The sequence below is a fragment of the Pseudomonas sp. Irchel 3E19 genome (assembly GCF_900187585.1).
Classification (GTDB): domain Bacteria; phylum Pseudomonadota; class Gammaproteobacteria; order Pseudomonadales; family Pseudomonadaceae; genus Aquipseudomonas; species Aquipseudomonas baetica.
This window is the reverse complement of record NZ_FYDT01000042.1, coordinates 18302-42471: the sequence shown is the minus strand read 5'-3', so window position 1 is coordinate 42471 and position 24170 is coordinate 18302. Positions and strand designations below refer to the sequence as shown.

General features: G+C 54.9%; 7 protein-coding genes and 3 pseudogenes. 8 read left to right on the top strand and 2 right to left on the bottom strand.

The genetic code is table 11. The features are described 5' to 3' along the window. The first annotated feature begins 24 nt into the window (after positions 1 to 24). Together CKW18_RS22325 and CKW18_RS22320 are read left to right on the top strand one after the other, a co-directional pair. Entirely contained in the window at positions 25 to 1206 is a 1182-nt protein-coding gene (locus CKW18_RS22325) for an MFS transporter (RefSeq protein ID WP_095190785.1), read from the top strand. A gap of 27 nt (positions 1207 to 1233) precedes the next feature. Next, a pseudogene (locus CKW18_RS22320) lies at positions 1234 to 1548 on the top strand (IS21 family transposase); the annotation flags it as partial. Positions 1549 to 1638: 90 nt separating this feature from the next. Here CKW18_RS22320 and CKW18_RS22315 read toward each other — a convergent pair. Beyond that, positions 1639 to 2010, bottom strand: a pseudogene (locus tag CKW18_RS22315) (LysR substrate-binding domain-containing protein); the annotation flags it as partial. A 578-nt stretch (positions 2011 to 2588) separates the two neighbouring features. Between CKW18_RS22315 and CKW18_RS31555 the strand changes: the two are divergent. The 3 genes and pseudogenes from CKW18_RS31555 to CKW18_RS22300 all read left to right on the top strand — a co-directional run bounded on the left by CKW18_RS31555 (position 2589) and on the right by CKW18_RS22300 (position 17864). Continuing rightward, a pseudogene (locus tag CKW18_RS31555) lies at positions 2589 to 4324 on the top strand (ATP-binding cassette domain-containing protein). Continuing rightward, positions 4321 to 5385: an HlyD family type I secretion periplasmic adaptor subunit gene (locus tag CKW18_RS22305; RefSeq protein WP_256587060.1), complete on the top strand. Its 1065-nt coding sequence runs from the start codon at positions 4321 to 4323 to the stop codon at positions 5383 to 5385. The pseudogene CKW18_RS31555 and the gene CKW18_RS22305 overlap by 4 nt, the downstream one beginning before the upstream one ends. A gap of 32 nt (positions 5386 to 5417) precedes the next feature. Continuing rightward, positions 5418 to 17864, top strand: a complete 12447-nt coding sequence (locus CKW18_RS22300) for a C80 family cysteine peptidase (protein WP_095190784.1) — start codon at positions 5418 to 5420, stop codon at positions 17862 to 17864. A 43-nt stretch (positions 17865 to 17907) separates the two neighbouring features. On the opposite strand, the gene CKW18_RS22295 is transcribed toward CKW18_RS22300, so the two are convergent. Beyond that, on the bottom strand, positions 17908 to 18075 hold the full coding sequence (locus tag CKW18_RS22295; protein WP_238156248.1) for a LysR family transcriptional regulator: 168 nt from the start codon (positions 18073 to 18075) through the stop codon (positions 17908 to 17910). 415 nt (positions 18076 to 18490) lie between these two features. Between CKW18_RS22295 and CKW18_RS22290 the strand changes: the two genes are divergently transcribed. Genes CKW18_RS22290 through CKW18_RS22280 form a run of 3 tightly spaced genes read left to right on the top strand, consistent with a single transcriptional unit; the run spans position 18491 to position 24143 of the window. Next, positions 18491 to 20614, top strand: a complete 2124-nt coding sequence (locus tag CKW18_RS22290; protein WP_095190796.1) for a peptidase domain-containing ABC transporter — start codon at positions 18491 to 18493, stop codon at positions 20612 to 20614. After that, positions 20614 to 21999 carry an HlyD family type I secretion periplasmic adaptor subunit gene (locus CKW18_RS22285; RefSeq protein ID WP_256587059.1) on the top strand — a complete coding sequence of 462 codons (1386 nt, stop codon included), beginning with the start codon at positions 20614 to 20616 and terminating at the stop codon, positions 21997 to 21999. The genes CKW18_RS22290 and CKW18_RS22285 overlap by 1 nt, the downstream gene beginning before the upstream one ends. Before the next feature lie 2 nt (positions 22000 to 22001). Beyond that, positions 22002 to 24143 (top strand): type I secretion system permease/ATPase, encoded by a 2142-nt coding sequence (locus CKW18_RS22280; protein WP_095190782.1) that lies wholly within the window; start codon positions 22002 to 22004, stop codon positions 24141 to 24143. Positions 24144 to 24170: the final 27 nt, after the last annotated feature.

Below are 24170 nucleotides of genomic sequence, written 5' to 3'. Positions count from 1 at the left end.
AACCGTACGCCTGGAGAAACACTGATGAATGATTCAACCAAAATGCCTTTTCAAGTATGGATCCTCACGCTGGCGGCATTCGCCATTGGTACGGCGGAGTTTGTGATCGCCGGTATTCTTCCGCAAGTGGCCGAAAGTCTGGCGATCAGCGAGGGACAGACAGGATCGTTGATCACCGCCTATGCCTTGGCCATTGTCGTGGGCGGCCCTTTGCTGACCCTGTGGCTGTCACGTTTCGAAAAGCGCAATGTACTTTTGGGGTTGATGGCGCTGTTTATCGTCGCCAACCTGATCACTGCACTGAGCCAGGATTACACCGTGTTGCTGATCAGCCGTGTCCTGGCCGGTTTGACCCAAGGCCCGTTTTATGGGATCGGCGCTGTGGTCGCCACGCGTTTGGTTGCACCACAGATGGCTGGCCGTGCCGTTGGGCAAATGTTCGCTGGCTTGACCCTGGCCAATGTACTTGGCGTGCCCGCGGGGGCGTGGATTGGAAATGTGCTGGGATGGCACGCTTCGTTTTTCGTGGTCGCGGCATTGGGAGCCTTGGCGGCGGTGGCGATTGCCAGCTACATCGAGCGACAAGGGCAGGAAAAGGCAATGTCCGTCATCGGGCAACTGGCGGTACTGCGTGACCGCCATTTATTGGCGAGCCTGATGATCACCGTGCTCAGTTGGGTCGGCTTCATGACGTTCTATGGTTATGTGGCGCCCTTTGCCGAGCAAGTGGCCGGCATTGATCGCAGTAACATCACCTGGGTGCTGGTCATTGTTGGCGCTGGCTTGGTCATCGGTAATAGCCTGGGCGGCAGGACCGCCGACGCCAACCTGCGTCTGTCGCTGATTGGCTGGCCTTTGGCAATGATTGTCTCGTTGTTTGTCGCGTACCTGGTGGCGAGCAATCCCTACGCGTTTCTGGTGGCAGCTTTTGCCTTTGGCGTGACCTCGTTTGCCAATGTTCCGGCGCTGCAGATGCGCGTGATGAACTACGGTGGTAAAGCGCCTGAGCTGGCGGCTACGGCGAATATCTCCGCGTTCAATGTTGCCAACGCCCTGGGTGGCATCATTGGTGGCATGGTCATCGACAGCCATTTCGGTGCACAAGCGATCCCTTTTGCGGCGGCGATTATTCCTATCGTCGGTGTGTTGTTTATCCTGACCCAGGAGCGTAAGGGCCCAATTGCAGCGGTTTCGTTGTTTAAATGATAAACAAGGGCGTCCCGTTCAGTTCACCCGCGGTGTGCAACGTTCAGCAAACTCAGCCCGTTCCACGACACTCTAGAACAGGCGCTTGAGCTGATTCGTTTCGGGCGACGCACAACCGCAGGAGTGCCAAGCGCTTTTCGAGCAGATTAACGCCGAGCGCTATGATGGCGGCTACAAAAGCTCACGGCGTTTGTTCGCACCCGGCGAGGTGAGCAAAACAAGTCTTCACGCGCTTTTGTACCGCTAACTCTTGCTCTGGGGGAGGCCTTTCAATTCGACTGGAGCGAAGACAGCCTGATGATCGGTGGTCTGTTTCGACGTCTCCAAGTCTTCCCCATGAAACCGGATAATCCGTGATGACGGTGTGTGGCGACATAGGGTAGGGCGCCGCAGGCGCGGTTCAGATGCGTTCAAACTGGCTGAATTGGTTACTTAGAGTTGAGACACGGCTGGTGATATCTGCTTGCGGTGCGGGCATACCAAGCTTAATGGTGAAGACTCACCAGGGTAGTCTGGGAGCAGGAGGACGAGTCGTCCTGCCGCCACATCCGCACTCACATCCAGCCATGACTTGTAGGCGATGCCTTCGCCGGCCAATGCCCAGCGCCGCACCACGTCGTCATCGTCATCGTCACTGAATAACGGACCTGAAACTTGGACGGTGTGTGAGCTCAGGCACCATTTGTCGTAGACACGACCGTTTTGCAGGTATAGCAAGCAGGAGTGCTGGCTGAGGTCATTGGGGGTTTGCGGGTAGCCATGACGCGCAACATAGTCTTTTGAAGCCACCAGCACTTTGCGATTCACACTTGTGCAAACCCTTCGAAAAACTAAAGCGTTGAACGACTCCGAAAAAGTCTGTTTGCAGACTAAGAGTTACTGTCGAGAAGCGAAAGTCAAAAGTTCAAACGCATGTCTTTTCCCGACCTACGCGCCTTTTGCAGCCTAAGCAACAAATCAAGTCATCCTGCTCGGTCAAGCCGCAGTTGTTTGGGATTGAGTAACGCTCAGTCTGGGATCAGGTGCCGTCCATGACAGGCAGCTATCGACTGTGCGGCATTGTAAGAAGTACTCGCCCGCAAGATGCTGAAGACCCGGTCAAAAGGTTCAAGCTCAGTCCGAAGGCCCTCAATGACAAGCGCACTGTCGCGGTAGAAGGCGCGCAATCGAGCTTTTGTCTGTCTACGTGGCGCTTACCCTTTTTGTCGTTATCCATTTTTTCTTAACAGCTTTCAACTGTATCGCTAATTATCATTTTGCATTCGCTGCCACATGATCGGTTTATGCCATCCCGATCAAAGGAAAGCGCATTTTATGCGAACGGCTCGTCACACCTCCCCGTACTGCGCTCTGTCGAGCGTCCTGCCACGACGAAAGTTCGTATGACAGAAATTCCCGTTATCGAGCTTCCAGTCGCCCCCCAAGCCGCAACGATCGAGATGGACTCGGCGCTGGGATGTTGCCGATTGTTGTTGCAGTTGAGTCAGGGCCATGAGTCGAATATACAGGCGCGGACGGGGCAGGCTGACCTGAGCTCTGCTGTCAGAACCTACGGTGCTGCCAACGGCATTGACTTGCGGCTTGAGCGTCTGTCTCTGCACAAGTTGACGTCCAAGATGCTACCCCTGGCTTGGCGTAACCGGGCCGGCGACTTCTTCCTGCTGGCCCGGCTCTCCGAAACCCAGGCCTTGATCCAGTCTCCATTGGCTGGCACCCCGGATGTGATTGAGCGCGACCAACTGGCCGAGCAATGGAGCGGTCAAGTGATTCGTGTGCGCGAAGGAAGGCTGCGTTTCGACCTGTCCTGGTTTATCCCCGAATTGCGGCACCATCGACGGGTGCTGGGCGAAGTTTTGCTGTGTTCCTTGCTGTTGCAAGTACTGGCACTGGCGACTCCGTTGTTGTTTCAGGCGGTGATGGACAAGGTCATGGCGCACCGGGCGCTGGCGACCCTGGACATGCTGGTGGTGACACTAGTGGTGGTGGGCGTGTTCGAAGTTCTGCTCAAGGGACTGCGCGAATACTTGTCGGCACACACCGCCTTCCTCAATGAAACCGTCGGTAGCAGCGAAACAATCAAGAACCTGGCGGTGGAACCGCAGATGCAAAGGCGTTGGGAGTCGCAGACCGCCGAATCGGTCGAGGCCGGTTTTGCCAGCCAGTCCCTGGGCAGTGCTATCAGCCAGAGCGTGACGCTGTTACAGAAGGTCACCGCCGTCGCCGTGATCTCTGCTGGGGCGCGCACAAAGTGATCGGCCTGGAGATGACCCTCGGACAGTTGATCGCCTTCAATATGATGCTGTCCCACGTCAGTCAGCCTCTGGCCAAGTTGATCGACGTGTGGCAGCAATTCGTCCAAGTGCGGGTGTCGGTAGATAAGCTGGGGGACATGCTCAACCTGCCGGTGGAGCAAGCTCGTGGCCAGCAACGCCCGGTCGAGGCGTTGCGCGGTGAAGTGCGCATCGAGCAATTGTCCTTCCGTTATCGCCCCGACCTCGACTGGGTGCTCAGGGGCCTGGATCTGCATATCGCCGCCGGGCAGACCCTGGGCATCGTCGGGCCTTCCGGCTCCGGCAAAAGCACTCTGACGCGCTTGCTGCAAAAATTCTATGTGCCCGATGCAGGGCGCATCCTGATCGATGGCCAACCGTTGCAGCAATTAGAGCCGGGTTGGCTGCGCAGCCAGAATGGCGTGGTGTTGCAGGAGAATTATCTGTTTAACCGCAGCGTGCGGCAGAACATCGCCCTGCGCCATCCCACCGCCGGCCTGGAAAGCGTGATCGACGCCGCTCGCCTGGCCGGCGCCCAACGCCAGCGTCTAGCCATTGCCCGAGCCTTGATGGGCGACCCGCGACTACTGATTTTCGACGAGGCCACCAGCGCCCTAGACGACGAATCCCAAGCGCTGATTCAGGACAACATGGCGCGGATCGCCGCAGGTCGTACGGTGATCATCATCGCCCATAGACTTTCGGCGGTACGCCAATGCCAAAGGATCATCACCCAGGAGCAGGGACGCATCAGCGAGTCCGGTAAACACCAGGAACTGCTCGCCAATGGTGGCTGTTATGCGCGGCTTTGGGCCTTGCAACAGGCGCTGCTCAAGGAGACTGCATGATGGCCGTTCATACCAAACTCCTGGGGCAAGCTTGGCCTGCCTTGCGCCAAGCGCCCGTGACGCTCAAGCGCAACCGCGACGAATATGAATTCCAGCCCGGCTACTTGGAGATCGTCGAGCGTCCGTCAGCCCCCTGGGCAAGGGCCACTGCATTGCTGCTGATTCTGTCGGTTGTGTTGGCGCTTGGCTGGGCGATCCTGGGTTTTCTCGATATTCATGCTAGCAGCAATGGCCGGCTGATGGTCTCCAGCTACACCAAGACCATTCAGGCCCACGAAGCCGGCGAAGTGAGCGCAATCCATGTGCGTGACGGGCAGCGGGTCAGGGCCGGCGAGCCGCTGGTGGCGCTGAATCCGATTGGCGTCGACGCCGAGTTGGGCGAGTTGCAGGCCCAGTTGGCGTTCAAGCGCTTGGAGCGGGCACGGGCCATAGCGCTGTTGAGCAACGATCCGCTGGGCAGCTATGAGCCGCCCGCGGGCTTAGCCCCGGAACAGGTAGCGACGGCCAGGGCGCAACTGGCAAGCACCTGGCGCGAAATCAGCGCCAACCTCGACAGCCTGCGCGCCGAAATCTACATCAATCAGGCCAACCAGCGCGCCCGCAGCGTGGAGATTGCCGCCTTGGGCAAACTGGCGGGCAATATCCGCCAACGCCTGAACGCCCGTCGGGCGATGGCCGCCGAGCAACTGATGCCGCAGGTCGAACTGCTGGAACAGGAAAAAGAACAACTGGACGTCGAGCGTTCCCTGGCCCAGCAAAACGCTGAACTGCAAGTGCTAAAGGCCGAGGCACAGAACCGCGTCGAACAGCGTGACAGTTTCCTGGCCAGGACCCAGCGCGAGCAGCACGACCTGCTTAACAGCACCCGCCAAGACATCGCCGTGCTCGAGCAGCAATTGATCCGCGGCCGCGACCGGCAGCGCCTGCAAACCCTGCTGGCGCCGGTGGACGGGGTGGTCCAGCAACTGGCGGTCCACACCCTGGGTGGTGCCGTGCAGGCAGCTCAGCAACTGCTGGTGATCGTCCCCGATGGTATCTACTCAATATCTTTAAGGTGTTGATTCTTAGTTGAACCTAAAGAAAGGTAACTGCAATGGCTAATATGTCAAATGATTTCAAAAAATTGCTTGAAGGCCTTGTCGTAAAGAAGGTCAATGAGGGGGGGAGGCAGAGTGAATGGTTCTCCATGGATGGCAGTGAGCTTGGTAAATATATAAGCGAAGTGGGTGACCGGCTAACGGAAATGCAGCAGACCACGCTGAGCGTGTTGGCTGCGCAATATTACCAAATGCAGGAAAACCCTACTTCCATCGATAGTCATTTGCAAAACCTGAAGTTCTGGCGAAATGAAATGGACACTATGCCAAGGACTCCGGCGACTAATAGCTTCAAGAGGCAATTGGATCAAGATATCAAAATTTACGCTCGCCAGCAGGCGGCTATGGGCGTTTATGAACGTGGCTGGCGTGAAGCCTTGAGGGTAATAAATCTAAGTGCGAACGACAGTTGGCAAGCTTTTTCAAAAAAAACTAATACATCAGAGAATCTGATTCAGCTAGACGCTAAAATTGCAGACAAGGAACATACGCTGAGCAACAACTTAGTTGAGCTCAAGAAAACTGATGAATATGCAAAGCTGTTTTCTGAGGTTCAGGCTTTCAAGGCGGTAAGAAAGCTCTACAATGATTTTGCATCAGCGGTTATAGAAAAACGCCCTGGTGAAAAGATCGATCAGATGCTGACTGATTTGCGTCGTGCTCCCGGTGCATCAGATAGTTTGCCGGTCAATGTGTCGTTGTTGATGATGGAAGAGCGTCCTGGCTATATTCGAATGAATGTGGCACTTGTCAATGCTAGCTACGATGGGCGCTACAAGGACTTTTATCTGGAAAATGGCCGGGTAGTGGTTCCTACCGATGGGGTACTCAATTTTTCTTTTGGTACACCTGCTCGTTCCCTAGCCTGGCAAGAACAATATCGGCTTAAGAACGAACCGGCATCTTTCCGTTCACCTACTTATACACCCATTCGTTCGGTTCTCGTTCGCACCAAATTCGTTGCAGAATACTTCGCCAATTACCTGGTCTCTGAGCATACTCTGCGCGAAGGGGTCAAGGCTCAATTATTAAATCAGGGCAACAAGCTTTTACTGACTAACGTTGATCGCAAGTTCCCAAACCAAGTCGGCATCCAACTGACTGGAACAGATCTTAGCGGTCGGAAACCTGTTGAAGTTTCACTCCCAGGTCTTTTAGCTGACCTTATCAATCAGAGTGCGGATATTGATAGCTTTCAGACTATCGGCTTGGAAGGCTTTCGCCAAAGTTACTACAATCAAGACCGCGATGGTCAATTTGTCAATATCCAAGAGTTGAGGGATTCACTAGGTTTTGGCCAGCGTCAATACTTGCTGGAGAAACCTAAAGGTGCTGGTTACGAGTCAGCAACACCCTTCGGGGTCATGACGGTTGATGAAAACGGTAAAGTTTCCAGCGGCCACTTGAGCCGGGCCGAAACAGAAGAGCTATACGGATATAATTCCGATTTTTTCGAAACGCTGGAGAAACTGCGTGATAGCGGATTTGAGCTCAGCGGCTTGCTTGATAGCAGTAAGCGCGCGAGCTTCGAAGCGCAATTAATTCGCTTGCTTGAGCGAAATCATATAACACCAGGCGGTGTTATTTCTACAGATACTGTGCACAGCGGAGTTCGCGATATCAAGGGTAACGCCTTGAATAAGGTTCTATGGGAACAGGCGTTTTCTGATTCTATCTGGCGGAATAGTGCAATCGATAGCACGCTATTCGAGTATGCAAAAAAAATCGCTACCAATAGCTCTCTCTATGAAGCCATCGATGGTGCCTATCTACAGAGTGACTTGGCTCAGGCTAAGGGGCTGCTCGCTGACGTTTATGAACAATGGCATTTTCAGGCTATCGAGGATGAGACGCTACGCGTAGAAAAATTAAATGCAGGAAAAGACCCACGTAACCCGCGCGTGGAAGTTTTTGATCAGCAAAGAGTTGATAAATCGCTCAATAGAAAATTGTTGACGTTTTTCTTGAACGGTGCGGAGGCGCTTGCCGTAGATGATCCAGCGCGGCTATTGCTGCAAAGTACTGAAGGCAATACTCTACGTAAACAGATGCTTTTTCATGCTTTGCGCCCCGTTGCCGAGCGTATGTCAAAAGCAACTGTACCGGTAAATTCACATGCCGCGTTGGCATCTGACGGCAATCCAAATAAACTTACGATTAACAATCGTCTAGATCAACCTGATCCGTATCTTATCCTCAATGAAGGTGTTTCCGAGGAAACCTATCATGATGGAACTTATCTTATAAAAGATGATAAATATCGTAGCTATAATCAATTTCGCCCGGATGGACAAAAAGAAGCGACAAGATACATGAATGACCTGGATGTACCTTTTGTTGGTGGTATCTCGGGTACTACACAGCTTGTTAGCAATGTTCTTTCAGAGTTGTTTGGTAGTAATCTTAGTCTTCATCAGTACTGGCAGTTTCAGTTGGCGAATGCGGCTTTTATGATTCGCAATGGCTATCACTCGTTCTTCGAGGCAGTCTATGTGGCCGCGCGTTATGAACCAAATCTTGCCGGTAGAGTTGGTCAGAAGCTATTGGATATTTTTGATAATTATCGTGCGCAAGGGGCGCAAGCGTCGGAAAGTGGAAAACTCTATGTTGATGTAATGGAGCAGGTACTGCCATTAGTGAATCAGGGCGTAGCGTCGGATAAACACTTTCAACCACCGATTTTTACTGAGTTCGGACCCCGTCCGGTACTGGGAGTTTTGGGCAATGGTGATTCCAGCTCTCCTTACGACACGCTGGGTGAGCGGCTCCGCTTGGTAGCGCAGGTGTATGAGCGGATGACCCGAGGGCAACGTGAAAACGGAACGACGGTCACGCCTGGCCTTGAGCAGATGGCTCAGAGTGACCTTAACGGTCTGAACCTCGAGCGGTTGAAAGATAGCGTGTATTACAAAATTGATGCCATCCTGCAGAATATGACTCAGAAGGGAGAGGACGTCCCAAGACGAGCGCTGACGGACAAAGAAGTTTGGAAAATAACAGATCTTGCGGTCGAGGGCATGGTCCGGCAGAACTTCGCCAAGCGGGCGGAGTTAATGAATTATCTCCAGGCTTTGGGCTTTTCCTTTACGGCTAATAAAAATTCGGATCGGGCCCTGACTTTTGGGTCTGGTGACTTCTCGGTATACAAATCCGTATTGAACGAAGCAATGAAAGCCGGAGGCAGGCCGCCCATAGCGGAAAGCTCCGATGTTCCGGCCGTTGCTTTTGTTCACGAATTGAGAAGTGCTCTAACAGACGCCGTTCATGATCTTGGGTCTGGGGCAAGCTCGAGTATTAGAACCGCTGTGGACCAAGGTGCTCTTTCCATGGTTGGGTTCCTTAGCTCGGCTTATGCAACACTGACTGCTGATAACGGTGGCACCCTCTATGTGATGTCAGAAGGAGGAATGAGGTTCAACAGCTTCTTCTGGAACTCCGAGTTGCCTGTGTTGCGAGAGCTGCAAAAAGCGGGTGTCATAGGCAATATCAGAATTTTGCACGAACCGGCTGAAAACTATCGGGGTAAGTCCCTGGATGATATTGGCTCATTATTAACAGCCTCGAACGTGCAGCTAATTGCTGATCATCGATTTCTGGCAGACCCGGTTTACGTTGAACTTTTGGCTGGCATGCATCGGCGTTGGGTTTACGATAAGCCATTTTCTCATTTGCTCAATTTGCGTGCCGAAGTTGAAGCGTACATTAAAGATCATCCATCCTCAGGGCGTAATGAAGCGTTTACTGAACTTCTTGATCAAGTTAACGCGAAACTCTGGGAGCTGGATGGCATGGATCGCATGGATGCCACCACCCGGGTAAACGCAGCTTATACTGATCGGTTAGGTAATGGAAAAATCTGGACTCGCCAAGAGCTGGCTCCACACGCTTCTGTGTTTGGTAAACCCCGGGGTGAGTCCTATACACGCATTCTATCGCTATTGGATAAATGGGACGCCTATACTCAACCTTCCGCATTTCCTATGCCGACTGATAGGGGTAGTAAATTTTTCTTTGAGTTACCCTTCAATGGTGACTTCATTGATCAATACTCGGAGCAGTTGAAAAGTTTGCTACCGTTTGAATTGTTGCGCCGCATGTGGGGCGTAGAGGTCGAAGCTTCTCCGTCCTATGGTACTGCTACCCTTAAATTCCAAAACGGCGCTCAGACGATTGTCACTTTTGCTGCTGCCAGTACGTTAGAGACGAAAGTGGCTCAGCAACGGGAATTGGCCACTTTACAACGACTGATTCTAGCGAACTTTACCCCCGATAATATTCCGGCGCGTTTGGGTCTGATTCATTCGTATGCAATGCCACGGATATGGGCCGCCAAGAGCTCCGACAGTCCATTTAAGTTTGTGGCAGACCAGCAACCTGATGGTACGTGGCGCACTGATGAGGGGGGAATTGCAACGGTACGTCGCGTTCAAACTATGGTAGATAGTCCTGTTTATACATTGAGTATCCAGAACGTCGACACTTGGGAAAAGCCTTTGTTTCAAGGAAACCCCGAGGGGAGTGACAGTCAATACGCTGCACAAATTATCATCCAAACTGAGGATGATCTTACGGTACGTAAAGCCGCTGCCAATCTGGCAGGTAAACACGTGGATAAGAGCCTTGTGGTACAGCTCGATGCCAGTGGCGAAATGCGAGTGGTGTACGGTGATCCAGCGTTGTTCAAGACGCTGTCTGCAACTGATAAGGTACGTTGGCAGATAGTGGGTCATGGCGATGATAAAAATCACACGTTAACTTTCGGTGGGCGAGATGCCTCAGCATGGGGGCAGCAGCTTCATGACTTCCAGCAGACACTTTACAAGCAATACGGTATTGCTTCGCCGCCGGACCGTATCAGTCTGGTGGGTTGTAGTCTTGAACCCTCCGCGCAGATGAACGGCTTCGCCAGGCAGTTGACAGCTATTCTGAAATCCCCAGGAACTGAGATTTCTGCACGAAAAGCTGACCTCACCGTATCCGACGACGGACGTAAATACACCATGAGTCCGGCTGGCGTATGGCGCCAGGAACCTAGTGATAAAGTGGTGTTGAGGTGGACTCAAGATAGGGGGGTGATCGACAGCTACGAGCATCTGCCCGAGCGAGCCCTGTTGGGGCGAGACGGTGTAGATGTAGGTGCACTGCTTGACGATCTGCAGCAGCGGCGAATTTTACCTGAACAGTTGGGGGTATCCCAGGAGTATGCTCTGAGTCAATTGTTCCTTGGGGGGGATGGCGGTCTTGATCGGGCCGCACTACGTCGGGCCTTGAATAACCCTCTGACGATCGTTCAGTTGCAAGACAGCCTTGCACAATTACCCAACACAATTAACAGCAGCCAACAGAACAGTGTAGATCCCACGACGCTGGTTCAACGGATACTCGATGCTCGTAAGCAGAACCCACCGCTTAAATCTCAAGATGCAGGCTTTGACGTTGCGCCAAATGGGTCGACTTTGCAGGGGGCGGCAGGGTTTGCTTCTAATCGTCAGGTTGCGCTGCAGGTTGCTGAGCTACAACGAAATCTGCAGAAGCTGACCCAGACGGCAGACAACGACGGCAAGGTTTTTGTGGGATACAAGTTGGGGACAGGCAGCGAGGAGGGGCGGCTGTCGTTGGTCTATGCGGATCTTGAGAACCACAAAAAAGCATCGGTAATCATCCCGGTTAATGATCTCGAAATGGTGAAGGCGCTGCGCAGGAATTTTAATGCGCTTGAAGACGTCATGAAGCGGATGCAGCCGATGATGGACCTGCAAGGTCCTGACCTTGATATCAATGGACCAGATTTGCTTAACGCGGGAATGTTGGCGCAAGCGCTCCTGAATCTATCCAAGGGGTTTGGTGATGCCCCGGACTATGTCAAAGCCCAGGCATACCTGGGGATCGCCCAGGGTAGTTTTGAGCTTGTCACCGATGTAGGAGAGGCGTTGGTGACTTTGAGAGCCCTTACAAAGACAGCGGCCCAGGCAGGGGGAGGGGCGCTGTCAAAACTGGGTGGCTTGTTCAAGACGGGGACTCAGTTACTGGGGGTCGCCACCAACATTGCCTCTTTCGGGCTGGATGCAAAAACTTTGGCGGATGCGGTGAACTCCGGCGATCAAGGGTCGATAACGACCGCTGGGGTTCAGCTGGGCTTTAACGGAGCATCACTGATTCTGTCTGGAGCTTCCTTTGTTGCCGGGCTCCTGGGGGCTTCGACAGTGGCTTCTGTTACGGGAGGGATAGCGGTGCCTTTGGCGGGGCTGGGTATCGGCATCACCGCTTTGGTGCAAGCCTTTATGGAAAACAACGCCAAAGCCGCACAGGGCTTCGCGTTTATGAAGGAAATTAACAACGGCTACGCCAATCCGTTATCGTCAATCGACTATCAGGGCAGCAAGGCCTTGATGGTTAACGCAGGGGCGTTGGTCAATCGTATTGACTTCCGGACCAATAAAGTAGGGTTCTCCAATGCGACAATTGGCTCTTCCCTGTCTGCCAGTGCTGACCACTGGTGGACGGAGCGGGTCAGTGATGTCGATGTTTTATGGGTGGGTAACCCAATCGGCGCCTATGATAAGCAGGGAAGAATCGGGCGTTCACGCGAGGACAACCTGGATTTCTGGAGTGTGACGGGGCACCAGGGGCGGGCTGAGATTTCATTGGCTCAGGCGTTCCAGGATCCGTCCAAAGTACTGATTTTAATGACGGCACCCGAGGTGGATGGAGATTACTTCGACTACAGTCGTACAACTTTTAACTCGGATGAATTGATCGATAAGATCCAGAAAAACTCTGACGCAAAAGTGGTTCTAGCAACTAATGACCACTCAGCAACAAACTGGAAGTACACCTCTTACGCCACCACGTTCGAAGTGGATCTGGATATACAGAATCGCGTCTTGGTGCTCCCTGGCCTCACAGATTTCGAGAAAGAAAATCTCTCCACATCAGGCTCTAACGGTCATAGAGGCACCAATTTCTCATACCACGATCAGTCGAAGGTCAACTATCTCTTGGTGGGTGGAGGGGGAAATACGGTGTTGGTTCTGCCGCAAGACAACACTGTCCGCAACCCGGTCACGATCGAGTCGCCCTCGGCAAGGGAGAGTTGGACGTTCCACCTTTCAGATGGGTTGGCCGCAGGAGGCAAGCATCTGAGATTCGGTTCGGCAGGTTCGTTCGTATTTAACGGGCAGGTCATTACTTTTGCATCGCACGCTGGCGGGCCGGTGACCTTGGTAGACGACAAAGTACCCAAGGTACGGGTAACTCTGGATGTAAATAACGGCAAGGCGATGCTGAGTGTGGAGCTTGGCAGTTGGTCATCGAGTACCGACCCGAAACAGGCTCTGGAGAAAGCTTTAAATCAATTGCGACCTACCGCAGGCAAGACTTCGGATATTCTTGAGCTGGCGGCACCAGAGAGGAATGGCGATCGTGTCCTGATTTCGGCTACCTATGAGGGGGCCGCTGTTTCGGGCTTCTACGATACCAAGAAAGATACAGCGGTACTGATGAATGAGGGCAAGTTACTCATTTACCGGGGCGGCCAGGGCGCCACTTGGAGGCCTTTCGATATCAAGGGCTCTGCAGTAACGATCGATGCGTACGGCAACCCGATTGTAAATTATGACGGTACAGTCACCTATCTCAAACCGGTAAGTTTTATTTATTCCGCTGAGACGGGGCGCTTCGAACGTGGCCCGATTGAGTTGACCGACACCGGGCGTGAGGCTCTGGAACGTTGGATGGCGCGTAACTCAAACTGGACATCGCAGACGATAACCCGGTTTGTGCTAGAGGATCTTAGCTACGGTTTGAACCTGGCGGGTCCGAGTGGGTTAGGCGCTAACGACGTTAGCCAGATTACTTACGAGCCGAAGACTTCGGCCAAAAGGGAAAAGTCTGGAGGCGTTGCATATCTCAAGTTGTGGGAAGAGTTGCAGGGAGTGATCGATAGGGCAGGGAGTGATACCTTTAGTCTCGATGCAACTCTCTCCCACAGACTTTATGTGGCGGGTATTGTTGATAGAGATTCTGTCCTCAGAACATACGCTCAACAGTTGCAAGATTTTCAACAATCACTGCTACTTAAGTACGCCGACACGCGTGGCGAACAGTGGAAATACAACGAAGTTGTGCCCCTGTCCAAAGGGGAACGCAGCGAGTTGATGAGTCTTTACAAAACGTTAACGCTTCTCTATGCAGATACAGCCTGGAACAATTGGTTCGTCTTGGGGGCTGATTATGCACAGTCCAGACTTATGGCAACGAGGCTGCGTAATGCGGGATTGGATCTTGGCGTTGATTCGGACAGTTATCGAGGGGGCACTAATACCATCGGCAATGGCGGTCGCTACGACATCACCGTGGATACACTGAACTCTCTGCTCAGGCAGATTGATGTAAAACTGCTTAATGATGGTGTCGCCGGCGGTTACTTCAATGAGGCCGAGGTAAGAGAGAGAACAAGTGTACGTGAGCAACTGAGTAAACTCTATGCGCAAAAGTCCTCTTATGATCAGCATGGTTGGTCGTGGATCCGCTTGGCTGAAACACCTGCCGAGAGCCTAGCATTCGCGAACAGACTGAAAGCTGTCGGCGTTAATATTCGAATTAACGACTCCTCGAACAGGGGGACTGATAATGATGGCAACGGTGGTCGTTACGATGTGACGTTCGAAAGTTTGCGACTGTTCATTCAAGACATTGATCGTCAATTGGACAGCAATCAAATACGCCAGCCTGTTTATCGAGATACGAAGACTCGCCTTGCACAACAATTGGCCGGCTTGATTCCAAGTGAGTTCAGGCAATTTGTTAGTGTTCCAAAAACCTTGGTTGATGCCTTGGAGAATATCGGTTTGACCGTAATTCGTACTGGCCCCTCCGACATTTTTGGTCGTCGGTTTAGCGCTGATAATCCTGCAACTGTTCCAAAGGTTGGGCCGTTAGCAACGACTTTAGGGGTGGCCGCAGCTTCAAAGACATATGGCGACGACTCGTACAACGTAACGAGTGCTACTTTGAATCTGTGGAAAGATCAGCTGAGTAGTGCAGGAGAAGCAGCAGATGAGTGGTATGCACAGCGTTTCGACGGTGTAAATAGTATTGAGATCAAACCTGGCATGGAGGATGCTGCTCGCTTGGCTCTTTTGGGGCGCCTTTGGGAGTCTCTCAAGACCTCAGGGACATCGTTTGTTCTTGATAATGATGTCAATATCAATACTAAGCTCTATACGGCAATTGCGTCGTTGAAAGTCAATAGTATCCAGGCGATCTCTTTCCCTGATCTTTCGCAGATACCGATTTTGACCTCTAATAGTTATGGCGGGTTGCAAGTTGGAAGGCATTTCGCTGCGGGTAGCTTAGTTAGGTCCGGGCTGAGTAAGAATGCTAGCTATTATCGAGTAAAAATTGATGGGTATTACGCCGCTCTCAATAATCCTGGTACGATCAGTGATACGTTGGAGTACCTGGGTACAGCAGGACGCGTGAGTCCGGCTAGAATTTTCGAACTTGCCGGAATGGAATTTTTTAAGGCGAAAGTCGGGCAGGTTTACCGAGCTCCGATGGCTATGGGAATGGGTTACTTCCTGTCGACTGAGCCGGATCCATATTTTCAGGACCTGCCAACCACGGCAACGAGCAGCACGAAGTGGACTTATCTGGGGGACACGATCACGCTCAACGATGACTTGACGCTGAGGTCTGCGCCAAGCGTTGTCGCTGATCTTGCGCGTTCTCCTGTCGCTTTCAACAAGGGCCTTGCTGAGCTGTGGATTCGTCAGCTTACACGCCCATCCCCCGGTGGTTATGAATACCTTTCAATTTTCGAGAACGGGTTCGAAGCCACTACGACAGAGGGCCTCTGGTACCGCTATGGCAAGGGGGTTCTCAGTATTGTCCTTGACGGTGTAGAAACTGATCCGTACAAGCTTTCGGGCGACGCTAAACTGACCAGGTTGTTGCACGATCTAAATGATGCGAAGCCAGGCACTGTGGTTATCTCGAGTAGTGGCCGTCCGCTGGATTTGTCGGGCGCGATGGACACCATGGGAGCCAGTGATATTGTGGTGCTTAAGGATGTTAATACCGTCAAGCGTGATGTGACTCTGGAGTCTACTGCTACCAGCGGGCGTACTTACTTCCAAGGCAATCAATATATCGCTGAGGATGTCATGGGGCGTCGGATCTTGTTCGATGACGCTTTGGTAGGCAAGGAGTCAACGCCTGATGCAAACTTGAGTGTGCGTGTTGCCGGTCAGCCAAACGCAACAGATCTGGGGGCGGTGAGTCTCTTCGTTCAGGGGCATACGGTGACTTTGACTAGCGGGTTTGTGAGCTTCACGCGTCAAGGAAGCGATTTGATTGTGGCAGGGGTGGATAATTTTGATGCGGCACGTATCAACGACTTCTACTTTGTCAAAGGCTCACATCGCCCTGGATATAGTGAGGCATCCGATGTGGTCCCCGTGATCCTTAGGCACAAAGGCGCGGGCGGTGTGTGGACGCAAACTAGACTGAGCCTAGAGCAATTGCGCCAGTTCCAAGCAGCGACCCGGGCTGGTATAAAACTAGAGTTACTCAAGAATGGAGACTGGAAGGCCTACATACCGATAATCGCCCTACATGTGGGTAACGCCATCGTCAATTCTGTAGAGGTAGATGAAGTGTCCGGGGACTTGATAGGTAGGACTCCAGATGGAACTTCTCGGGTATTGATGGCCAGTTATCGAGATTTACCAGCGACATTGCGTACGAAGGTAGATATAAGGGGCGTTAGTCAGCCTCGTATTACCACCGATTTCGAAGGCTACTTCACGGCTACGAACTCAATCGACCATGCTATTCTGCAAAGTGAATACCCGTTGACGCAAATGCAATCCTTCACTGCACTTAATTTTGATCGAGGATACTTCCGTTCGGGGGCTGCCCCGGGCCGTTTCGGTGACTCTCGAGATAATACCCTTAGTGACAGCGATTTTAATATGGAGGGCTCCGCCTATAATCTGCGCGGCTATTCAGGGAATGATACTTACTTGATCAGTAAAATGCAGGGGCAGATTATCGAAGGCATTGATGGCGGTTACGATGAGGTGCGCACAAGTCTCTCCTCATACACCCTGGATGCCAACGTCGAAATGTTGACCATGACCTCGACGGGAGCTGTAAATGGGGTAGGTAATGCTCTGGCCAACTACATCGAAGCCAATGCTTCTAGTGGTGCAACCCTAGACGGTGGGGATGGTGACGATACCCTGTCTGGTTCGACCCGCGGGGACAATCTTAAGGGAGGAAAGGGCAATGACCACATATACGGTGGCGGGGGTATGGATGAAATTTATGGCGGCGACGGTGATGATGTTCTCGATGGCGGTAGCGATATTGACTGGCTCTTTGGCGGCAAAGGCTCTGACACTTTCTATGTTGATGACTCGTCCGATGCAGTTTACGACGATGATGTTAACGTTAGTGATAAAGGAGATCAGGACACAGTTATCTCTAGCATTGACTATAGCCTTGATAACCAACCGCGCCTGGAGAACCTAACCCTAGTTAAGGGGGGGCGCACCGGCACCGGTAGTTGGCGCGACAACAAGCTCCAAGGTAATGACTTGGACAACACGCTCTACGGCCTGAATGGCGACGATAGACTTGATGGCGGTCGTGGTGGTGATACCTTGATCGGCGGTGCCGGTAATGATACCTATGTGGTGGATAACTCGCATGATTCTGTTGTCGAGGAGCAGTATGCCGGCGATGACACTGTTGAGTCCTTTATCGACTACACGCTTGTTGATAACCTTGAGAACTTGACGCTCCTTGGTAGTGCTTCTGTAGGCACTGGTAATTGGCGTGGTAATCATATTGGCGGTAATGATGGTGATAACGTCCTTTATGGAAAAGAGGGCGATGATGTTCTTGATGGTGGTAAGGGCAACGACACGCTCCTGGGAGGGCTGCATAACGATACCCTTACAGGGGGGGAAGGTAACGATCTCCTGAAAGGAGAAGCAGGTAACGACGTTTATGACTTCGCGAGCGGGAGCGGTCAGGACATAATCGACAATACTGGCGTGAGCGGTGATGTCGATACTGTGAGTTTTACCGATGCTCATTATGAAGATCTTTGGCTATCCAAGACGGCAGACCAGAAGAGTTTGCTGATCACCCGGTACAAGACGGGGGATACTGTGGAGCTCAAAGGTTGGTATGACGATTCAGCTGGCACCGACGTGACCGGTGGTCGTTTCAAGGTCGCTAGCATTGACGTAATCGGTGGGCGTCTCAAGGCCAGCTCTGTCGACAGGCTCGTGCAGGCCATGGCTGCGTTTAGCCCCCCTGCAATCGGTGCTAACTCAGCGATGCCGGAAGGTTTCCTCTCGACACAATCAGCGCTTCTTGGGGCCTCATGGCACATGGACAAGCCAACTGCAGCTCGACGTGTGACCTGATGTAGCACGGGAACCAACGGAAGGGGCGCAATGCCCCTTCTGTTCATCCGTCAAGCTGATCGACCGGGTGGTGCGGGTGAGCAACGTCGCCCCGTAAAACCCCGAGTCGCTCCGAGACTGACGTCGGCGAAAGCCCTACCTCACGGCCTGCGGCGGACAGGCCACCTTTCTCGACAATCAACAAAAACAGCGCCAGATTTTCGAAGAGCATTATTCGGATTTCCCTGAATGCAATTGCGCTTTTCGCTGGATTCTTCGCCATCCGAATCAGCGATAGCGTTCCGCCATTGTCTGGCTGGCAAACGTGTTCTCCGGCAACGGATGGCCACACCCCGGGCGATAACGGAGACATTGCTCAGTCCCCGTCAGTGTGTGAATAGCCAGCCGTGGCAAGAGGAACGACAGGGAGCGCGCAATGCACCTGGCAGAGGCTCGTTATCAATTTTTCCTTAACAGTTATCAACTGGGCCGCTGATTATCATTTTGCATTCGCTGCCACATGATCGGGTTATGTCAGCCCCATCAAGGAAAGCGAGTTTTATGCGAAGCGCTCGTCACACCTCACCGTACCGCGCGCCATCGAGCGCCCTGCGATGACGCAGATCTTTGTGACCGAAACTCCTGTCATGGAGCGCCCTGTCGCCGGCCAGGCCGAAGCGATCAGGACGGACTCGGCACTCGGCTGTTGCCGACTGTTGTTGCAGCTGAGTCAGCGCAATGAGGCGGATGTCGAGGCCGGACGGTTTCAGACTGACCTGCGCACCGCCGTTAGAGCCTACGGTACCGCCAATGACATTGACCTGCGTCTTGAGCGCCTGTCCTTGCGCAAGTTGTCCCCCAAAATGCTGCCACTGGCCTGGCGAAACGAGGCCGGTGAGTTTGCGGTGTTGGCCCGACTCTCCGAGACCCAGGCCTTGATCCAGTCACCCTCGGCCGACACCCCGCAGGTGATCGAGCGCGAGCAGTTGGCAGCGCAGTGGAGCGGGCAAGTGATCCGCGTGCGCCAGGGCGGACTGCGTTTCGACCTGTCCTGGTTTGTCCCTGAGCTATTGCACCATCGGCGGGTGCTGGGCGAAGTGTTGCTGTGCTCTTTGCTGTTGCAAGTACTGGCGCTGGCCACACCGTTGTTTTTTCAGGCGGTGATGGACAAGGTTATGGTCCACCGGGCGCTGGCCACTCTGGATGTACTGGTGGTGACGCTGGTGGTCGTGGGCGTGTTCGAAGTCCTGCTCAAGGGGCTGCGCGAATACTTGTCGGCGCACACCGCCAACCGCATCGACATTGGCCTGGGGGTCAAACTGTTCCGTCATCTGCTGGGCTTGCCGCTGCTGTATTTCAAGCAACGGCAGGTGGGCGCGATTATCACCCGGGTTCAGGAGCTGGACAGCATCCGTGAGTTCCTCACCGGCTCCTTGCTGACCCTGTGTGTCGACGTAGCTTTCACCTTGGTTTTCTTCGCGGTCATGGCTTGGATCTCCTGGCCGCTGACGCTCTTGGTTTTGGCGACATTGCCGCTGTATTTCCTGTTGGCCTGGGCCAGCACCGGGCCGCTGGAAAAACGTATTGAGCGGCAATTCCAGAGCGCTGCGCGCAACACAGCCTTTCTCAATGAAACCGTCAGCAGTAGCGAAACGATCAAGAGCCTCGCGGTTGAACCCCGGATGCAACGGCGCTGGGAGGCGCAGACCGCCGAGATGGTCGAGGCCGGGTTTGCCAGCCAATCGCTGGGCAGCGCGATCAGTCAGAGCGTGACGCTGTTGCAGAAGCTTACGGCCGTTGCCGTGATCTGTTGGGGGGCACACAAAGTGATCGGCCTGGAGCTGACGCTGGGCCAGTTGATCGCCTTCAACATGATGCTGTCCCACGTCAGCCAACCGCTGGCCAAGCTGATTGATGTCTGGCAGCAGTTCGTCCAGGTGCGGGTGTCGGTAGACAAGTTGGGGGACATGCTCAACCTGCCGGTGGAGCAAAGCGACGGCCAGCAACGCCCGGTCGAGGCGCTGCGTGGTGAAGTGCGTATCGAGCAATTGGCCTTCCGCTATCGCCCCGACCTCGATCTGGTGCTGCAGAATCTGGATCTGCACATCGCTCCCGGGCAGACCCTCGGCATCGTCGGGCCTTCCGGCTCGGGGAAAAGCACGCTCACGCGCTTGTTGCAGAAACTCTATGTGCCCGACGCTGGGCGCATCTTGATCGATGGTCAGCCGCTGCAAGAGCTGGAGCCGGGTTGGCTACGCAGCCAGATCGGCGTGGTGTTGCAGGAAAACTACCTGTTCAACCGCAGCGTGCGGCAAAACATCGCTCTGCGCCATCCGACCGCCAGCCTGGAAGACGTCATCGAGGCTGCGCGCCTGGCCGGCGCCCACGAATTCATCCTGCAATTACCCCTGGGTTACGACACGGTGCTGGCCGAGGCGGGCAGTTCGCTGTCCGGCGGCCAGCGTCAGCGCATGGCTATTGCCCGAGCGTTGATGGGCGATCCGCGACTACTGATTTTCGATGAGGCCACCAGCGCCCTCGACGATGAATCCCAAGCCCTGATCCAGGACAACATGGCGCGGATCGCCGAGGGCCGCACGGTGATCATCATCGCGCACAGGCTGTCGGCGGTGCGTCACTGCCAACGCATCATCGCGCTGGAACAGGGGCAAATCAGCGAGTCCGGCAGCCACGTCGAACTACTCGCCAACGGTGGTTGTTATGCACGGCTTTGGGCTTTGCAACAGGCGCTGCTCAAGGAGGATGCATGATGGCCGGCTCGACACTCACAGCCCTGCGACAAGCGTGGCGAGCATTACGCGCAGCCCCTGCCGCGCTCAAGCGCAGCACAGACGAATATGAGTTTCAGCCCGGCTATCTGGAGATCGTCGAGCGGCCGCCGGCCCCGTGGGCGCGGGCCACAGCCTTGTTGCTGATTGCGTCGGTCCTGCTGGCATTGGGCTGGGCGATTTTCGGGTTTCTCGATATCCACGCCAGCAGCACCGGCCGGCTGATGGTCTCCAGTTATACCAAGGTGATTCAGGCCCACGAGGCCGGCGAGGTCAGCGCGATCCATGTGCGTGACGGACAACGTGTCAAAGCCGGCGAGCCTTTGGTGGCGCTGAACCCGATTGGCGTCGATGCCGAGTTGGGCGAGTTGCAGGCCCAGTTGGCGTTCAAGCTGCTGGAGAGGGCGCGGGCTCAGGCGTTATTGAATAACGACCCGCTGGGCAGTTATCAGCCGCCCGCTGGCTTGAATCCAGAGCAGGTGGCGACGGCTAGAGCGCAGCTGGCGAGCACTTGGCGCGAGATCAGCGCCAACCTCGACAGCCTGCGCGCCGAGATCAGTATCAATCACGCCAATCAGCGCGCACGCAGTGTGGAAATTGCCGCCCTGGGGAAACTCGCGAGCAATATTCGCCAACGCTTGAACGCCCGGCGGGCGATGGCGGCCGAGCAACTGATGCCGCAGGTCGAATTGCTTGAGCAGGAAAAAGAGCAGTTGGAAGTCGAGCGCTCGCTGGCCCAGCAAAACGCCGAACTCCAGGTGCTCAAGGCTGAGGCACAGAACCGTGTCGAACAACGCGACAGCTTCCTCGCCAGGACCCAGCGCGAGCAGCACGATCTGCTCAACAGTACCCATCAGGACATCGCCGTACTTGAGCAGCAACTGATTCGTGGCCGTGACCGGCAACGCCTGCAAACCTTGCTCGCGCCGGTCGACGGAGTGGTCCAGCAACTGGCGGTGCACACCCTCGGTGGCGCGGTGCAACCGGCCCAGCAACTGCTGGTGATCGTGCCCGAAGGTGCCGAGCTGGATGCCGAGGTCATGGTGCTGAACAAGGACGTCGGTTTTGTCCGCGCCGGGCAACCGGTGGAGGTCAAGATTGATACGTTTCCCTATACCCGCTACGGCACTTTGCGCGGCACTGTCAGCCACGTCTCTGGTGACGCAATCAAGGACGAACAGCTGGGCCTGGTGTTTCCTGCACGCATCCGCCTGGACCGTGCCGCCATCGCCGTAGGTCAGGAATGGCTGGCGTTGCAGGCGGGCATGAGTGTCACCGCAGAGATCCGCACCGGTGACCGCCGGGTGATCGACTACTTGCTCAGCCCCATCCAGCAGTATCAATCCGAAGCGTTGCGGGAGCGTTGAGCATGACTGATGCCTTTATAGTGACGCCCGACCAGGCTCCGCTATTTCTCGATACCGGCTTGCAGGCCCTGTCCTGGGCCGCGCGGCACTTTGATCTGAATATCAGTGTGGCGCAGTTGAGTCATCGCCTGGGACGTGTTGAAGGTACGGCCGATCGCCTTGATCTGTGCCGCTGCGCCGGTTGGGTCGGCCTGCGGGCGCGTACCGTGCACAGCGCGGTCCAGCGTCTGGAACATCTACCGCTACCGGCGCTGCTGGAAACTGTTCACGGCTGGGCAGTGCTCAACAGCGTCGAAGCGGACCAGGTCGATATTTACTGGCCACTGGAAGATCGTTGCCAGACGCTACCGCGCAAAATGCTGACGTCTCTCTGGCACGGCCAGACTCTGCTTTTGGCCGAGCGCCACACGGGCCTGAAGCCTCCGGCATTCGGCATTGCCTGGTTCCTGCCGTCGATCATCAAGCACCTGCGTCAGTTTCGCAGCGTGTTGCTTGTCTCGTTGATGTTGCAATTGGTCGCGCTGGTCACGCCGATGCTGTTCGAGAACATCATCGACCGCGTCCTGGTCAGTCGCGGTCTGTCCAGTTTGCAGGTGCTGGGTATTGCCCTGCTGGCGTTGGCGATATTCGAGCCGCTCTATGGCTTCATACGTTCGTGGTTGTTTTCCAATCTGGCCAGCAAGGTCAATGCCGAACTGTCCTCACGCCTGTATCAGCACTTGGTGCAGTTGCCGCTTGGCTATTTTCAGCAACGCCAGACGGGCGAGATCATCGCTCGCGTCGGTGAGATGCAGCAGATTCGTCAGTTCCTCACCGGCTCGGCGCTGACTCTGGTACTGGACCTGGCGTTCTGCGGGTTGTTTATCGGCGTGATGTACAGCTACGCGCCGACGCTGACCTGGGTGGTCATCGGCTCCCTGGCGTTGTATTTACTGTTCTGGTTATGCGTGGGGCCGCTGCTGCGCAGTCGGGCGCTGCGCGAATACGAGCTGGGTGCGGATAACACGGCTTTTCTGACCGAGGCCGTGACGGGCATTGAGACCATCAAGACCGGCGCCACCGAAGGGCTGTTCCAACATCAGTGGCAACGCCAGTTGGCCGCCTATGTGCGGGCTGCGTTTTCGACCCGCCTGGTCGGTATCTGGGCGGGGCAGGGCATTGGCCTGATCCAGAAACTCACTTCGGCAATCTTGCTGTGGTGGGGCGTGACCCTGGTGATGGACGGGCAGATAACCCCGGGCCAACTGGTGGCGTTCAATATGCTCGCCGGTCATGTGGTGGAACCGATCCTTCGTCTGGCCCAGGTCTGGCAGGACTTCCAGCACACCCTGATTTCGCTGCGGCGCTTGGGCGACATCCTTGAAACCGAGTGCGAAAGCGGCAGCGGTGGTCTGGCCTCGGTACCGGCATTGGCGGGCAGCATGAGCTTTCAAGGCGTGCGCTTTCGCTATGACGAGGACGGCCAGGAAATTCTGCGCAATCTCAACCTGGACATCCAGCCCGGGGAATTTGTCGGCATCACCGGCCCCTCGGGTTCCGGCAAATCGACCCTGACCCGTTTGTTGCAACGCCTCTATGTGCCACAGCACGGCCGCGTGCTGGTGGATGGCATCGACCTGGCCATCGCCGACCCTGTGGCGCTACGTCGCAACATGAGCGTGGTGCTGCAGGAAAGCGTGCTGTTTGCCGGCAGCATCGCCGAAAACATCCGGCTCTGTCGGCCACAAGCCACGGATGCCGAGGTATACGAAGCGGCGGCTCTGGCCGGTGCTGATGAGTTTATCCAGGCCCTGGGTCAGGGCTACGACACCCAGGTCGGCGAGCGCGGCGGCCAGCTTTCCGGTGGTCAGCGCCAGCGCATCGCTCTGGCCCGAGCCCTGCTGACCCAGCCGGCCATTCTGTTGCTCGACGAAGCCACCAGCGCTTTGGACTACGAGTCCGAAGCCGCGGTCATGGCCAACCTGCACCGCATCGCCCAGGGCCGCACGGTGATCAGCGTTGCCCATCGCCTCAATACCTTGCGCCACGCCTCGCGAATTCTGGTGATCGACAAAGGCCAGGTGGTGGAGCAGGGCAGTCATGAACAGTTGCTCGCCCTGGACGGGGTGTATGCCCGGCAGTGGGCATTGCAGATGAAGGATTGACGAAAAGACTGTCGGCGCAAGGGCGGT